This window comes from Moheibacter stercoris, assembly GCF_040545805.1.
Taxonomy (GTDB): Bacteria; Bacteroidota; Bacteroidia; order Flavobacteriales; family Weeksellaceae; genus Moheibacter; species Moheibacter stercoris.
The window spans coordinates 116961-130268 of sequence record NZ_JBEPMO010000004.1; the positions used below are offsets into that span (position 1 = coordinate 116961).

The 13308-nt window shown below is 35.9% G+C and carries 13 protein-coding genes; 9 read left to right on the plus strand and 4 right to left on the minus strand.

Annotated features, from left to right (window positions below):
- Position 1 precedes the first annotated feature (1 nt).
- A complete protein-coding gene (locus ABID46_RS05000) occupies positions 2–1324 on the plus strand; it encodes a DUF4374 domain-containing protein (RefSeq protein WP_354507716.1) in 1323 nt (440 codons plus the stop codon).
- Positions 1325–1765: 441 nt separating this feature from the next.
- Here ABID46_RS05000 and ABID46_RS05005 read toward each other — a convergent pair whose 3' ends face one another.
- The 3 genes from ABID46_RS05005 to ABID46_RS05015 all read right to left on the minus strand — a co-directional run bounded on the left by ABID46_RS05005 (position 1766) and on the right by ABID46_RS05015 (position 4892).
- Positions 1766–3508, minus strand: a complete 1743-nt coding sequence (locus ABID46_RS05005; protein ID WP_354507718.1) for a 1-deoxy-D-xylulose-5-phosphate synthase — start codon at positions 3506–3508, stop codon at positions 1766–1768.
- Positions 3509–3570: 62 nt separating this feature from the next.
- On the minus strand, positions 3571–4047 hold the full coding sequence (locus ABID46_RS05010; protein WP_354507720.1) for a Dps family protein: 477 nt from the start codon (positions 4045–4047) through the stop codon (positions 3571–3573).
- An 80-nt stretch (positions 4048–4127) separates the two neighbouring features.
- Positions 4128–4892 (minus strand): HNH endonuclease, encoded by a 765-nt coding sequence (locus tag ABID46_RS05015; RefSeq protein ID WP_354507722.1) that lies wholly within the window; start codon positions 4890–4892, stop codon positions 4128–4130.
- Positions 4893–5017: 125 nt separating this feature from the next.
- On the opposite strand from ABID46_RS05015, the gene ABID46_RS05020 reads away from it, so the two are divergent.
- Both ABID46_RS05020 and ABID46_RS05025 read left to right on the plus strand, forming a co-directional pair.
- Positions 5018–5614 (plus strand): DUF3109 family protein, encoded by a 597-nt coding sequence (locus ABID46_RS05020; RefSeq protein WP_354507724.1) that lies wholly within the window; start codon positions 5018–5020, stop codon positions 5612–5614.
- A gap of 39 nt (positions 5615–5653) precedes the next feature.
- Positions 5654–7327, plus strand: a complete 1674-nt coding sequence (locus ABID46_RS05025) for a DUF6909 family protein (RefSeq protein ID WP_354507726.1) — start codon at positions 5654–5656, stop codon at positions 7325–7327.
- Positions 7328–7342: 15 nt separating this feature from the next.
- Here ABID46_RS05025 and ABID46_RS05030 read toward each other — a convergent pair whose 3' ends face one another.
- On the minus strand, positions 7343–7594 hold the full coding sequence (locus ABID46_RS05030) for a hypothetical protein (protein WP_354507727.1): 252 nt from the start codon (positions 7592–7594) through the stop codon (positions 7343–7345).
- A 148-nt stretch (positions 7595–7742) separates the two neighbouring features.
- Here ABID46_RS05030 and ABID46_RS05035 point away from each other — a divergent pair, with 148 nt between their 5' ends.
- From ABID46_RS05035 to ABID46_RS05060, 6 genes are all read left to right on the plus strand, one after another.
- Complete coding sequence (locus tag ABID46_RS05035; RefSeq protein WP_354507729.1) at positions 7743–8531, plus strand: S1/P1 nuclease; 789 nt, start codon at positions 7743–7745, stop codon at positions 8529–8531.
- A 44-nt stretch (positions 8532–8575) separates the two neighbouring features.
- Positions 8576–9193, plus strand: coding sequence for a thymidine kinase (locus tag ABID46_RS05040; protein WP_354507731.1), 618 nt, complete (start codon positions 8576–8578; stop codon positions 9191–9193).
- Complete coding sequence (locus ABID46_RS05045) at positions 9190–11634, plus strand: bifunctional UDP-N-acetylmuramoyl-tripeptide:D-alanyl-D-alanine ligase/alanine racemase (RefSeq protein WP_354507733.1); 2445 nt, start codon at positions 9190–9192, stop codon at positions 11632–11634. Before ABID46_RS05040 ends, ABID46_RS05045 begins: the two co-directional genes overlap by 4 nt.
- Positions 11634–12101 carry a regulatory protein RecX gene (locus tag ABID46_RS05050; RefSeq protein WP_354507735.1) on the plus strand — a complete coding sequence of 156 codons (468 nt, stop codon included), beginning with the start codon at positions 11634–11636 and terminating at the stop codon, positions 12099–12101. The genes ABID46_RS05045 and ABID46_RS05050 overlap by 1 nt, the downstream gene beginning before the upstream one ends.
- A 90-nt stretch (positions 12102–12191) precedes the next feature.
- Entirely contained in the window at positions 12192–12713 is a 522-nt protein-coding gene (locus tag ABID46_RS05055) for a hypothetical protein (protein ID WP_354507737.1), read from the plus strand.
- A gap of 97 nt (positions 12714–12810) precedes the next feature.
- The gene (locus ABID46_RS05060) at positions 12811–13308 is read left to right on the plus strand and encodes an acyl-CoA thioesterase (protein ID WP_354507739.1); all 498 of its coding nucleotides are present in this window, start codon (positions 12811–12813) and stop codon (positions 13306–13308) included.

The following is a 13308-nucleotide window of genomic DNA, read 5'->3' on the forward strand; positions in this document are numbered from 1 at the left end:
GATGAAAAGAAATATTCAATCAATTTTAGGTTTGGCAATGATTGCCGGAACATTGGCTGTCACTAGCTGTAGCAGCGATGATGGAAATGGTAGCAATCCAGAAATTCCATCAGTGGACGGACGATGGATTACTGTTGCTGGAGCTTTGATGCAAGAAACTCCTGGAGATGGAAACGGAGGAACAATGGTGTATGCGATTTCCAAAGCAGATGCAAAGAATCCGAATTATTCTGTCAACGTATATCAAAATGGATTTCCTGTTTTGTCCAATCGTACCGCTCGTATGCAATCCTCAATTGATGGTTCGAAATTATTCAACATTTCCTATACAGGAGCCAACGGTGGAACGTTTATGACCTATGATGTGAATGGTGGAGCAAATTTCGTTCAATCTGGAGCGACTGTAAACATTTCACAATATGCTGGAACTTCTCCAAGATGGAATAAATTATTTGATGGTGATAAAACAGGAATTGCTGTAAACGTTACAACTCCTCAAATTGTGACCAATGGAGATCAATACGCCTACACAAGAGGAACTGCAACTGTATTGTCTTTGGATTTACAGAATATTTTAATTTCTGGATACAAACAATACGAAATTCCTTTAACCCCAGAAGAGGAAGCAATTGGACACCACATCTTCCGTCTTGACGCACCTACTTTAAACAGTGCAGGAAACAAATTAATCATCGGAACTTGGATGCGTAAAACCAATCCGGCAACAGGAGAAAATGAATCAGGATTTACTCGTTTAGGTTCAAAATCTGTGGTAGTTGATTATCCGTCTTTGGAAAATCCAACCGTTATTACTTCTACAGTTGACAATGGTGATACAAGCGGATACCGTAGTTTCAACAGTTTCGTAGCCAATGATGGTGCGATTTATCAAGCGACTCAAAGAGGAACAAACGGATCTCATATTTTGAGAATTACTCCAGATAACCAATACGACAATAACTACGTATTTAGTTTGGATTTGGCGTTAGGCGTTCAAGGAACTTATGTTGATGCTTGGAGATATGCTGGAAATGGTATTGCGTATGTTGCGTATACATATACCTCAGCAAACGACCAAGGTTTTATCGCTCGAGTTAACTTAAACAATAGAACAGCTCAAAAAGTGGAAGGAATTCAATACGATGCTGACTTAGATTTCGGACAATACCAAGGTTTTGTAGTCGATGGAAATGAAGTTTACATTGCGGTTACACCAGTTGGAAAAGATGGAAACATTTACATCATCAACAATGAAACAGGTGAAGTGACCAAAGGTGCGAAATTGATTAACCAACCAGGAAACCATTACATTGGTGTGTTCTAATCAAGAAAACATTTAACAAAATAGATACTAGGTCAACAGAAATGTTGTCCTTTTTTTATGGTTCAAATTCCGTTTCGACAACAACCCATTTTTGCAATAAGGAATCTTTACTAAAATATACTTCCAGATGAACATAACCACTTGGATCTAGATTATATTCAAATTTTTCTTCTACTAGAAATTTAGTCAACCATGTGTTGTAAAATAAGAGTCTGGTTGCCCGATTAATTGAGTAATCTCTCGATAAGTCGAAGCATTCATACCAAATCTATGCTATGGTTTTAAGTGATTCAATACGAAATCGTCTAGCATTCGAATTCGATTTTTCTCATGAACTCCCGATTCATATTGCATCCATAAATCTGAATTGAATTTCTTTGATTTGGAACAAGAAAGAAACAATAACAAAACAAGAAAACAACTAAACCTCATTTAATGAAGTTACAAAGAATTTAATAATGAGTAAATGGATTCCTCATCCAATCCAACCATTTCCTCTAATTCTTCTACGGTAGCATGTTCCAAAAATTCGTCTGGATATCCTTTACGAATAATATTTCCTTTGAAATTCGCATCATTGGCAAATTCCAAAACAGCATCCCCAAATCCGCCTTTCAACACACCATCTTCTAAGGTAATGATGGTCTGATATTGAGTGAAAATTTGACGAAGCATTTCGGTATCCAAAGGTTTCGCAAACAAAAATTTATAGTGTCCAAATTTGGCTGAATACAGTTCATTTAAAATCTTCTGAATTCTTGTTCCAATAGTTCCAAACGTCAAAATCGCAACTTCCGTTCCTGAATTCAATTCCTCCGCTTTTCCAATTTCAATTGATTGAAAGTTCAAATTCAATGCCTCAACTTCAGTATTTCCTTTTGGGAAACGTATACTAATTGGACTTGTAGCGAATTGCGCCGAATACAATAGATTTTGAAAATCTTGTTCATTCATCGGAGCTGCAACGACCATATTGGGAATGGATCTCAAAAAAGCAATATCCAAAATACCATGATGCGTTGCTCCATCGCTTCCCACAAATCCTGCACGATCGATGCAAAAAACAACCGGTAAATTCTGCAATGCCACATCATGAATCACTTGATCGTAGGCTCTTTGCAAAAAAGTCGAATAAATTGCCAAATACGGAATTACTCCTTGTTTCGCCATTCCAGCAGCCAAAGTTACCGCATGTTGTTCCGCGATACCAATGTCCAAAACACGTTCTGGAAATTCTTTTTGCGTTTGAATCAAATTGCTTCCGGTTAACATAGCGGGCGTAATGGCCACCATCTTTGGATTGTTACGCATCAATTGCGAAATCGTTTCTCCAAAAACTGTTTGATAGGAAATTTTGGTTCCTTTTGAGGAGGAAATTTCGCCTGTTTCTTTGTTAAACAGTCCTGGCGCATGCCATTTCACTTGATCGGCCTCTGCATTGGCGTAGCCTTTTCCTTTCACGGTTTTGATGTGAAGAATTTTGGGTTTAGGATAAGATTTTAACTCTTCCAAAGATTGAAACAAGGAGTCAAAATCATGTCCGTCTACAACTCCTTTGTAATGAAACCCAAGATCTTCAAAGAAAGAATGATTCAATCCAGTTTCCAATTCAAAGAAATGCTCTTTCAGCGCACCAACCGAAGGATCAATTCCAATCGAATTATCATTCAGAATGATGAGCACATCCAAATCGGTACTTCCTAAATGATTTAGTCCTTCGAATGCCATACCCGAAGCAATCGACGCATCACCAATTACAGCAATATGTTGATTGGTTTTCCCCTGCAATCGATCGGCAATTGCCATTCCGGTAATAGCCGAAATGGAAGTGGATGAATGACCAGTTCCAAAGGCATCAAATTCACTTTCAATAATCGAAGGAAATCCAGAAATTCCTCCCTTTTGTCGCAAAGAATCAAATTGATTTTTACGACCTGTTAAGATTTTATGCGGATAACATTGATGCCCCACATCCCATATTAATTGATCTACTGGTGTGTTATAAAAATAGTGAAGCGCTATAGTCAATTCTATAACGCCCAAACTTGCACCCAAATGACCAGGTTTTACAGCCAAAGTGTCCAAAATGAAATCTCGAAGTTCATTGGCTAATTTTGGCAACTGAATTCTAGGAATTTCTCGTAAATCCTTAGTCGAATTGATGTGGTCTAATAATCCTTCCATTTTGAATGGGTAAAAGTAAGAATCAATTCTGAAAAAGAATCAAATTATTCCCAATTCTACCTTTATTTTAGGTGCGAACGAAGCATCCAAGCCATTTTTTCATGGTATTCCAAAAGAGACGTCAAGTAATCTTCTGTACCATAATCATATTCAAATTTATCGGCAATCAAAGACAAACTTTCACGTAGATATAAAATGATTGACTCATGATCCATCAGCAAATTTTTAATGTAACTCATGCTATCATTTTTCTCAATTTGCTTTTCAGATAAATGCGTTAATTTCAAATATTCTTTGAAAGTCGCAGGAGCATAATGACCAATTTTACGGATTCTTTCTGCCGCTTCGTCTATGATTGTTTCCAACTCGGTATACAACTGCTCAAAATAGACGTGAACGGCATGAAAATCTGGCCCTTCTACGTTCCAATGTGCATTTCGAGTTTTCAAATACAAAACAAACTCATCTGCCAACAAAGGAGACAATATATCTGTGATGGCTTGGGTGTCTTTGGTTCCGATTCCAATTTTAGATTTCATAATTGACTAAATTTAAGTTATTGCTATAAAGTTACACAATATTTACACCAATCTCTGAAATTCAAGCCTGACATTTATCCTTATTTAGAGGCTTTAACTCTGCCCCAATTTTCTCCTCTTTTGATGCGTAAAATTTGTGTTTCGGTCACTTTGAACATGCGCACCAATTGTTTCATTGGTTTGCCCTCATTCAACAATTTTTTCAAATACATCACCTTGGTTTCCGTCAATTTTGAATTTTTCTCAGATGGGAAAAATCGGTTTTTACGCTTTTTGTAATCCGAAATCACATGTGGACTTTTCTGCTGATGTTGCATGTTTTCTTCTTGATTCATCCATTTCAAATTGTTGAATTTGTTGTTGGTTTTGATGAAGTCAAGATGCGCCACAATGTTCTCATCTTCCTTTGGCGTAGGCAAAAAATATTCTGCTACCAGACGATGAACCAAAGCTTGATAATAGATTGCACGACCATTGTTGTCTTTGCGCAAAAATTTATCCTTTGCTTTTTGAACTTTTTCTAGTTCTTTTTGAATTTTGTTAAATTCTTTGGCAGATTGATTTTTTTCTGCCAATTTCAATTCTTTTTTTAAGCTTCTAATATTGGTTAAATACGTATCCAGAAGTTTTTGGTTTTCTTCGGTTCTAGGTTTAAAAAATTTCAAACGAATGACTTTATACCCATTGACATCTCCTCCTCCCAAAAGATTTAATCCTTTTTTTGGAGTATAAGACCTCACCCTTCCAAAATTGGAAATCTCTAACGTATAATCTTTTACGTATTTCGATCCCAAATTCACTTCTTTCCATTCTTCACCAATAAAACTTTTAAATTCTTTGTCCATAATTTATCCCCTTATAAATTAAATTGTACGAAAATTTATAACCAGTTTTAGTGGAAATAATAAAACAAAGGTACAAAACCTAATAAAAAGGACTTATATTTGTGCGTCAATAAAAACAAGATTTTATGTTTCAGATTGGCGATACTTTGATTTCTGAAGATGTTCTGTCCGAAGAGTTTGTATGCAATCTTTCCAAATGTAAGGGAATATGCTGTGTGGAAGGGGATTCTGGCGCTCCACTAAATGAAGATGAATTACCCATATTAGATGATATTTACGAAGATATCAAACCTTATTTACGTCCTGAAGGCATTGAAGCCATTGAAAAAAATGGGAAATATGAACGCGATTCAGATGGAGATTGGGTAACTACTTTGGTAAATGGAGGCGAATGTGCCTATGTTATTTTCGACCAAAATGGCATTACCAAATGCGGAATCGAAAAAGCATATGAAGATGGTGTGGTAGATTACAAAAAACCTATTTCCTGTCATCTTTATCCAATTCGACTAAAAGAATACAAAAAATTCACCGCCGTAAATTATCATGCATGGGACATTTGTTCAGATGCATGTACATTGGGAAAAGAACTCAAAGTAAATGTGGTTCATTTTTTAAAGGATGCACTCATCCGCAAATTTGGACAAGAATGGTACGACGAATTGCTGAAAGTCGACCAAGAATATCAGGCGAATAAAGGAAAGAAACGTTGGTTTTTCTAAACCTTCCTATTCGCAATTTTTTAACTTAACTCTAACTATATGATTCAAAACGTTACAAGAGCAAGACAATCCACAACCGCGATTGATCGATTATACATCACTATGAGACATATGTTCCATAGAGGAACGTATCGCCCAACGGGGCAATCAGGAAAAATGATTCAAGAATTATTATTGCAATTGAACCCCGAAATTTATGGGTCAATGGCAGATCCTGAAAAAGTGGAATTAGATGGATTGTTCTATGTTTTAGATCGTTTACCAGACGGAATTACCGAAACTCCTTATATTCATTTCACTTCCAACGAGGGAGTAGATTTCACCAAATTCAAACCGATTATTCCTCCCAAAAGAAGAAGAATTTGTTACCGAGTAGATGAAGACCAAATGAATATTGAGGTAACGAGAGGTCGATCTGAAATTTATGACACCCTTACTCACTTAACCTTTTTGTACAACGAATCAGACAAAATTCGTGAACGTGCTTTCAACAAGCAAACCCAAAAGATGAGTCGAGTTTGGCAAAAAATTGAAGAAATTGCCTTGAGCGACATGAAATTATCGACCAAAGATCGAGATGTAGCTTTGATGCATCTTTCGACGATTTTAGGTAGAACATACAACGAAACGGTGAACGCCTATAAGTATTTCAGTACCGAAACGGACAAAGAAAAATTCTTCAAAATCATTTATTGGATGGGACAAACTTCCCAACAAGATTTTACTGGTTTCAAACGAAGAGAAATAACCTTCTCACCTATTTTGAGAGAAAGAATTGGTCATCATATGGTGGGCGAAAAATGGGCAAACACCATTAAAAAAACCTTGAGTGAAAATGGTTTAATGAGTCGTCCTTTGCATATCATCAGTGCCAATATGCATAGTGTTTCCAACATGGTGTATGCATTTGATGCAATGAAGTTGAAATTCAAAGATGTCAATGAATTTGACATTTACAAAGATCTTTCTTCCAGTAAAAACAAAGAATTACGCGATACCGTTTCTCATTATTCCATCAACAATGGAATGATTTTCATTCCAGATACATCAGGAACAAACATCGATATTCAAATCATCGATTTGAAAAAGGTTGACCTGAAAAATACAGCATTTTCAACTTTGAAGACGGCTCCAGAAGATGTATTAATCGTGATGGATTATGCATTTGGGGAACAAGCATTTGAGGTGATGGACGAATTGTTGAAACCTTATAAATCCAAAGGAACTTCCACAATGATGAACGTTCATTCGGTTTCCATCATGGGAAAAGCCGGAATTTTGACTGGAAAAAAAGGAGACATCATGGTTCCAACTTCTCATGTGATCGAAGGACCAACTGATAATTATGTTTTCAAAAATGAATTAACCGCAGAAGATTTCAAAGGAAGTCGTTTGGGTGTGTACGAAGGTCCAATGATTACCGTATTGGGAACATCGCTTCAGAACAAAGATGTTTTGGAATATTTCAAAGATTCCTCTTGGTCTGCGATTGGATTGGAAATGGAAGGTGGACATTACCAAAAGGCAATTCAAATCGCTTCCAAAATTCGCCATCACATTTCACCAGACGTAAAAGTATTATACGCGTATTACGCATCCGATAATCCGTTAGAAACAGGAAGCACACTAGCTTCGGGTGGTTTGGGTCTAACAGGTGTAAAGCCTACTTACCTCATCACCAAAATGATATTGAAAAAAATATTGGGAGCTTAATCCCAATATTTTTTTTTATTTTCTATGATTCGGTTTTACTGGACCTTTCTTCAATTGCCCAGGTGCATAAGGACGAGCCGATTTTGAGCCTGTTACTTTTTTAATTTGACCTGGAGCATGACTATTTACACCTTTAGCTCCTGTATGAACTCGCGCATGTGTTGCTTTCGGATGTTTAGGTGGTTTAGGGCGTTTGATATGAGCCGAACATGAGGCAAACATCATAAATGCAAAAACCAACCATCCATATTTTAACATTGCTTTCATATCGTACATTTTTCAAGCTAAGTTTCTAATACTATGCCAAATTGAAATAACCAAATAAAATCTGAGTTCAAAACACTGACCTTTTTCAGATGATTTAAACATCAAAATCCTTTGTTAAATACGTACCTTGCGCCATATTTTTACACTCATGAATTTTATCAAATCTTTGGTTGTTTTCGTTGCAATTTTAACATCAAGTGTTGCTTCTGCTTGGGGAACAACTGGCCATAGAGTCATTGCAGAAATTGCCGAAAATCATTTAACAGGTAAAGCAAAACGAAACATTAAAAAATTAGTCGGAAACCAACCTTTGGCCTATTGGTCAAACTGGGCAGACTTCATCAAGTCAAATCCCGATTGGAAAATGGCTGATACTTGGCATTTCGTCAATTTTGAAGCAGGAATGGATAGAACTGCTTTTGATCAATCCTTAGAAAACTCAACCGATCAAAATTTATACAAGCGCACAAAGTTGATAATTGAAGATTTAAAAAACCATAAACAAAATTCGCTTCAAAAAAATCAGGAAAATCTATATTTCTTGTTGCATTTAGTGGCAGATGGTCACCAGCCTTTTCACATTGGAAGACAAGAAGATTTAGGTGGAAATAAAATTGAAGTGGAATGGTTCCGCAAAAAAACAAACATTCACGCAGTTTGGGATTCTGATTTGATTGAATTCCAAAATTATAGCTACACCGAATATGTGGAGGTTTTGGATTTTCGCGATAAGAAATACAACAAATTATTGGTTGAAGGAAGTTTAGAAGATTGGTTATATGATTCGTATTTAAAGACTGAACATTTGTATTCGACTGTTAAACCTGGAGATCAATTATGGTTCAAATACAACTATGATCATGTGGCTATTTTGGAAGAACAATTGTTGAAAGCTGGATTAAGATTGGCCAAAGTCTTAAACGAAGTTTTCGGTTAAATAACGATACCTTTTTCTCGATTTAAAATCCCTAAATTTGTTCTATGTTTTTAGAGAACACCATTAATCACACCAAACAAAGTGGTTGGATTGAAGTAATCTGTGGCTCCATGTTTTCGGGCAAAACAGAAGAATTAATTCGACGAATCAATCGTGCAAAATTCGCCAAACAAAAAGTAGAAATCTTCAAACCTGCTTTGGATACAAGGTATGATGAAGTAGAAGTGGTTTCGCACAATCAAAATTCAGTTAACGCTACACCGGTAGAATCGGCTTATAACATTCTGATTTTGGCTGGAGAATCTGAGGTGGTGGGAATCGATGAGGCTCAATTTTTTGATGATGGAATCATTGAAGTTGCCAATCAATTGGCCAATGAAGGAAAACGCGTAATCATTGCCGGATTGGACATGGATTTCAAAGGTAGACCTTTTGGACCGATGCCTTATTTAATGGCTACGGCTGAATATGTAACAAAAGTACATGCGATTTGTGTCAAAACCGGAAACTTGGCTCATTATTCGCATCGAAAGATAAAAAGTGATAAATTAGTGGAGTTAGGTGAAAAAGATGAATACGAACCTTTGAGCCGAACAGCTTTCTTTGATGAATTGAAGAAAGAAAATTTAAACGAGAATTTAGATTCCAATAAAGAAATTTGAAACCATATAAAATCACAGAATTAGCAGAAATTATTTCAGCTAGCATTAAGGGAAATACGACGGGTGAGATCAATGAAATTTATTTTGACTCACGTAGCATTTTCCAACCCCAAAACGGAATCTTCTTTGCCCTAAACAACTTAGGAAATAAATACATTCAAGATGCTTACAACAAAGGAATTCGAGTTTTTGTCGTTTCTGAGTTAGTTGAAGAACTAAATGATGCCGTAATTTTAGAGGTCAAATCTCCTTTGAAAGCTTTACAGCAATGGGCGAAATTTCATCGAAATCAATTTGATTTACCTATTATCGGAATCACGGGAAGCAATGGGAAAACCGTTGTCAAAGAATGGCTGAACCAATTGTTGTGGAATGATTTCAACATCGTACGAAGTCCAAAAAGTTATAATTCGCAATTAGGAGTTCCTTTATCGATTTTACAAATCAATTCCGAACATACTTTAGGAATTTTTGAAGCCGGAATTTCGAAAAAAGGTGAAATGGAACTCCTGGAAGATATCATTCAACCAACGATTGGAATTCTTACCCATTTAGGTACTGCTCATTTGGAAAATTTCGATTCTAAATTGGCGATTCGCGAAGAAAAATTGAAATTATTTCAAAATGTAAAAACTTTAGTTTTCAATTCCGATTGTATTCAACAAGAAGAATTAAAAGCGATGTTTCCAAATGTTGAATTGTATTCGTTTGGATATGCTGAAACAGATTCGATTCAAATTCAATCCATCCAATCCAATTCTGCTGGAAAAACCATTCAGATTAAGATTGAGGACAAATCATTGAACGTAGATATTCCGTTTCAAGATGAAGGTTCTCTTGAAAATATTTTGACTGTTCTTACATCCATTCATGCTTTGGGCTTACCAATTGAAAACTATGTAGAAAACTGCTCCAATTTATTGCCTATTGAAATGCGTTTGGAAATCAAAGAAGCAATTCGAGATAGCATCGTCATCAATGACACTTTTAATTCCGATTTGCATTCTGTCAAAGTTGCTTTGGATGTTTTGGCGCAACAATCCTTTCCCAGAAAAAGTTTGGTGTTGACCGATGTTTTGCAAAGCAATTTAAACAAAGATATTTTGTACCAAAAAGTAGCCAATTTGGTCAATGCCTACGAAATTGACGATTTGGTTTTAATTGGAGAATTTATTCCTACATATAAACATCTTTTTCAAACCAATGCGAGAACTTTTGCGACCACCGATGAATTTCTGAAGACATTATCCGTCCAAAATGTTCACAATGAAGCCATTTTATTGAAAGGCGCACGACCATTTCAATTGGAAAAAATTTCAGCATTTTTAGAAAAGAAATCACATGACACGGTTTTGGAAATCAATCTCCAAGCTTTGATTGACAATGTGAAATTTTATAAATCTCAATTGAAACCCGAAACCAAAATGATGGCGATGATCAAAGCCAATAGCTATGGAACGGGAAGTTTTGAAGTTGCGCAAACTTTGGAACATCAGAACATTGATTATTTGGGAGCCGCCTATGCCGACGAAGGAGTAGAATTACGAAAAGCAGGAATCAGACTGCCGATTATTGTGATGAATCCAGAACAAAGTAGCTATTCTGCGATTATTGATTATAAGCTAGAACCCGAAATTTATAGTTTGCGCGTGTTGGAATTGTTCATCCAACATCTCAAAGAAAAATCCATCACCGAAGCCTATCCGATTCATATTAAAATTGATTCAGGAATGAATCGTTTGGGATTTCGATTGGAACAAATTCCAGAATTGATGGAATCTTTAAAAAATGAAAAATTAGTCAAAATTCAATCTGTCTTTACCCATTTGGCAACAGCCGATATGCCAGATGAAAGGGATTATACGCTTCATCAATTGAAACAATTTGATGCTGGCTACGAAATGATTTCAGCAGGATTGAACCTTCATCCCATCAAACATGCGATCAATTCTCCAGGAATCATTCATTTCCCAGAACACCAATACGATATGGTTCGATTGGGAATTGGGATGTATGGAATTTCTGAGGATAAGGAAACCCAAAAGAAACTAAAAAATGTCGTCACCTTTAAAACGGTCATTTCAAGAATTTCTGAAATTCAATCAGGCGAAACAGTAAGTTATGGCAGACGATTCAAAGCTTCATCCACAACCAAAATTGCAACATTACCTGTTGGTTATGCAGACGGTGTAAGAAGAACTTTGGGCAACGGAACAGGTAAAGTCAACATCAATGGAAAATTGGCGTCAATCATTGGAACCATTTGCATGGATATGTTGATGGTTGACGTGACAAATATTAAGTGCAAAGAAGGAGATGAAGTCATTATTTTTGGTGAAAATCCGAGTATAACGGATGTCGCTGAGGCAATGGGCACGATTCCTTATGAAGTGTTGACGTCTATTTCTTCACGTGTCAAAAGGGTTTATTACAGAGAATGATGGAAAAGAACAAAAGTTTCACCGTTCAAGAAATCCAAGAAAAACTCGCTTCCTATTGCGCTTATCAAGACCGTTGCCAATGGGAAGTTGACAATAAACTTCGTGAATTCAACTTAATTCCAGAAGCTCGAGATCAAATCATCATTTATCTGATTCAAAACAAATTTCTCAACGAAGAACGTTTTGCCAAAAGTTTCGCAAGAGGAAAATTCTATCAAAAAAATTGGGGGAAAAATAAAATCAAAATGGAATTGAAAAAACGAATGATTCCTACCAAATTGATTGAAATGGGACTGAAAGAAATTGATCCCAATGATTATTTTGAAACGGCCGAAAAACTTTATCAGAAAAAAGCTGAATCACTACAATCCGAACGAGAAAGTTTCAAAAAGAAAGTCAAAATCAGAAATTATCTGCTTCAAAAAGGATATGAATCTCATTTAATTGAGGAAGTTTCTAAGAAATAACCCAAGTCATACTATTTCGATAGATTAAACGTTAATATTCTCAATAATATCCTAAAAAGGTTTATTTTTAGGCAAATTTTGCATTAACACATGAAAAAATCAATCATTTTAGGTCTTGCTTTGGTTTCGGGAAGTTTCCTTTTGAACTCTTGCGATCCTTGGGAAGATGACTCTTATCAAGAAGAAACAGGTTTAACATCTTTGGTAGGAAATTGGAAATTGACTGCAATGACCATTGCTGAACCTTATGATATCAATGGTGATGGAAATTCTACGACAGATTTCATGGCCGAAACGGCATGTTATCAGAATGAATTATTGGCATTTTCACCCAATCAAACTGGAATTAGCACATCCAATTCTTATGCGAATTTAACCTTGACAGACGAAGGGATTACTAGCGAGTGTTTTGAGGAAATCGAAACAACTCCCTTTACTTGGGTTCAAAACTTAAACACAGTAACCATGACTTCTGAAGGAGCTTCGTTTAATGCGACTTTAACAGAAAATACCTTAACTTTTACGGTTACAAACGGTTTCGTAGCATCTGAAGATGAAGAAAACGGAGAAACAATTGAGAAAGATTTGACGTTTGTTTACACCAAACAATAAAAATATCGAATATTCATTCTGATCAAAATCCGCTTAAATCAATTTAGGCGGATTTTTTTGTTGGAGTGTTTGTATCTTTGTCCCTTAAATTTTTGAAATGAAATCTTTTTATGCAGAGACCAAAGTAAGATGGTCTGATTTGGACGCCAATATGCATTTGGCAAATGCTTCTTATATGAATTTCACGAGTTTTGCTCGAATTGAATTTTTACGTCATTGCGGAATTACCTTAGCTGATTTAGCCAAAAGTAAAATTGGCCCCGCTATTTTACGAGAAGAATTTTCTTTTTTCCGCGAAGCGCATGATGGACAAGAAATCATCATCAGTGTCGAAGTTACTGGTAATTCTCAAGAAGGAGATATTTTTCAATTCGAACATAATTTATACGACAAAAAAACAGGAACCCATATCGCCTATTCTCGCGTTTTTGGTGTTTGGTTTTCGATGATCGAACGAAAAAAATTGGCACCTCCAACAGAAATGTTGGATAAAATCAATGCCAACATTGACCTTGAAAAGGTACGTTTATTGAGCTACTCCGATTTAAAAAATTTACCGGTACAACCCCAAAATATAGATCCAAAAACATTTTAA